The following is a 2,406-nucleotide window of genomic DNA, read 5'->3' as shown; positions in this document are numbered from 1 at the left end:
CGTAACCGTCCGGTGGACGTCGTGCCGGGACGCTTGAAGACAGGCCCCGGCCGTGCTCGGCGGGCGCCGCGAGGAGCGAGTTGTTCAGGGACTGAGCTGGAGGGGCGACTCGGGCGGGTCGGCGGTGCGTCGCCGCTTCCACTCGTGGGGTAGCAGCTCACCGATGCACGAGTGGGGATGCGTCTGCACACGCAGCAGCACGTCAGCCAGGTACTCCTCGGGATTGACTTGGTTGGCCTCGCAGGTGGCGACAAGGGCGTAGAGGCCGGCGAGATTCTCCCCCGCGGCCTCGTGGCCGACGAAGAGGAAATTCTTCCGGCCCAGGGCCGCCTTGCGCAGCGCCGCCTCCGAGCGGTTGTTGTCCAGAGGCAGGCGCGCGTCGGAAGAGAATCGCGTCAGGGCATCCCATTGCTTCAGGGCGTAGGAGAGGGCCTGGCCCATGGGGCCCTTGGGCAGGTGGCGCGGAGTCTGCGATTCCATCCACGCACGCAGCGCCCAGAGGACGGGGAGACTCCGCTGCTGACGCAGCTCGCGGTGTGCGTCCGTGCTCACGACGGCCGCGTCGCGGGCCAGCGCCTCCACGCGGTAGAGGGCGAGGATGAAGTCCAGGGCCTCGCGGGCCTCGGGCGCGGTGGGGAGCGCCTCGAAGAAGCGGCGTCTGACGTGGGCCCAGCAGCCCACGCGGACGCGCCCCTCGGGCAGCGTCACCGCATTGTAGCCCGTATAGGCATCCACCACGAGGGCGCCCCGGGTGCCGCCCAGGACTTCCTTCGGCGTCGTGCTGGCCCGGCCCAGGCTGAAGCGGTAGCCCAGCAGCCACTCGCCCGCGGGCGTCTGGGTGAGGAAAGTCCAAAGATAGCCCTGGCGCGTCTTCTTCACGTCCAGCACGCGCAGCGGCGTCTCGTCGGCCCACACCACCTCGGCGGCGGCAATGACTTGCAAGAGGTGCTGGGACAGAGGCAGCAGCACCGAGGCGGCCTGGTGGAAGAGGTCCGTCAGGGTGCTGCGACTCATGGGCACCCCACCGCGCTCCATCCGCTGGGCCAGCCGGTGCAGTGGCATCGCGTCGGCGCACTTGGAAACCACGACGTGGGCCAGGAAGCCGGGGCCGTACTCGCCCCGGTCCACCACCCGGGCCGGAGGCGGGGCGGTGACGACGCCCCGGCCGCACGCGCACGAGAGGACTTCCTGCACGTGCACCTGCTTCTCGAAGCGGGCCGGCACGTACTCGTACACCACCGAGGTGCGGCCGGGGCCCAGGGGCTTCAAGTCCTCGCTGCCGCACGCCGGGCAGTGGCGCTCCTCGGCAGGCACCGCGTGGCGAATCTCCCGCGCCGGGGCCTCCTCGGCCTTGCGGGCGGCCCGCTCCTGGCGCTTCTGTTTCGCGGCCTCGGCCCGGGCCGCCATCGAGTCCGCGGCCCCGCGCAGCTCTGTCGCCACCGTCGGCAGCTTCTCCGCCCTACGGCCGAAGACGTGGCGCTGCAGGGCCGCAAGCTGCCCCTTGAGGGCGTCCACCTCCCCGCCGATGCGGCTCACCTCGGCCTTGAGCTCCTCGGCCTCCTCGCGCCAGGGGCAGAAGTGGTCTTGGGGCAACTCACGGGGCACCCTGCCTCAACACGCCCGCGCCGCGCCGCGTCCCGGGCCAGGCGCGTCAGGTGCCCGTGCGCCCGGGAGGCGTCCAGGCGGGCTGGCGACTCACCTGGGCCACGTCGATGCCGTCCAGCAGCATGGCCAACTGCGTGGCGTCCAGCGTCACCGCCTGCGCGCCCGCGTCCACCGGCGGCAGCCGGAAGCGGCCCGTCTCCAGCCGCTTGTACAGAAGCACGAAGCCGCCCCGACTCCACGTCAGCACCTTGATGCGGTCGCCCCGCCTGGAGACGAAGGCGAAGAGGTGACCCGAGTAGACGTCCTCTCCCCACGCGCTCCGCACCAGGGCCATGAGGCCGTCGATGGACTTGCGCATGTCCACCGGCTCCACCGCCAGCACCACGCGCACCGAGGCAGGCAGCGCGAACACCCTCTCACCGCCCCAGCGCCGCGACGAGACTCGCGACGTACGCCACGTCAGTGCCCACCGCGAATCGCACCCGCGCCCCGCTCGCGGCCACCACCTCCAGCAGGGACTCCGTCGCATCGGGGGCGCTCGCCACCTGCACCGGCAAGAGTCTCACCGGCTCGACTCGCGACGGCGCGCTCCGTCGTGCTCGGTATACCCACGACTGCAACGTGCTCAGCCGCACGCCCCGCGCCAACGCGAACTCCCGCTGCGTCTGCCCGCTCGCCTCGAACGCTTCCGCGACGCGCGCCCACTCCGGCTTCTCCACCTGCTTCGCCATGCCCGGCAGCGTCCGCCGCGCGCCGCTACCCCGGCAATCCCTCACGGCACGTCGTTGGCCGGACGGTTAC

General features: G+C 72.0%; 3 protein-coding genes. All 3 read right to left on the bottom strand.

Annotation, left to right across the window (positions count from 1 at the left end; genetic code table 11):
* Nucleotides 1-84: 84 nt before the first annotated feature.
* Genes D7Y11_RS42320 through D7Y11_RS42310 form a run of 3 tightly spaced genes read right to left on the bottom strand, consistent with a single transcriptional unit; the run spans nucleotide 85 to nucleotide 2,336 of the window.
* Nucleotides 85-1,593 carry an IS66 family transposase gene (locus D7Y11_RS42320; protein WP_126936497.1) on the bottom strand — a complete coding sequence of 503 codons (1,509 nt, stop codon included), beginning with the start codon at nucleotides 1,591-1,593 and terminating at the stop codon, nucleotides 85-87.
* A gap of 58 nt (nucleotides 1,594-1,651) precedes the next feature.
* Nucleotides 1,652-2,017 carry an IS66 family insertion sequence element accessory protein TnpB gene (gene tnpB / locus D7Y11_RS42315; RefSeq protein WP_158642067.1) on the bottom strand — a complete coding sequence of 122 codons (366 nt, stop codon included), beginning with the start codon at nucleotides 2,015-2,017 and terminating at the stop codon, nucleotides 1,652-1,654.
* A 4-nt stretch (nucleotides 2,018-2,021) separates the two neighbouring features.
* A complete protein-coding gene (locus D7Y11_RS42310; RefSeq protein WP_126936495.1) occupies nucleotides 2,022-2,336 on the bottom strand; it encodes a hypothetical protein in 315 nt (104 codons plus the stop codon).
* Nucleotides 2,337-2,406: the final 70 nt, after the last annotated feature.

Origin of the sequence: Corallococcus sp. AB018, from assembly GCF_003986945.1 — a bacterium.
Taxonomy (GTDB): Bacteria; Myxococcota; Myxococcia; order Myxococcales; family Myxococcaceae; genus Corallococcus; species Corallococcus exiguus.
The sequence above is the reverse complement of the archived record's forward strand: the minus strand, read 5'-3'. Positions and strand labels throughout refer to the sequence as shown.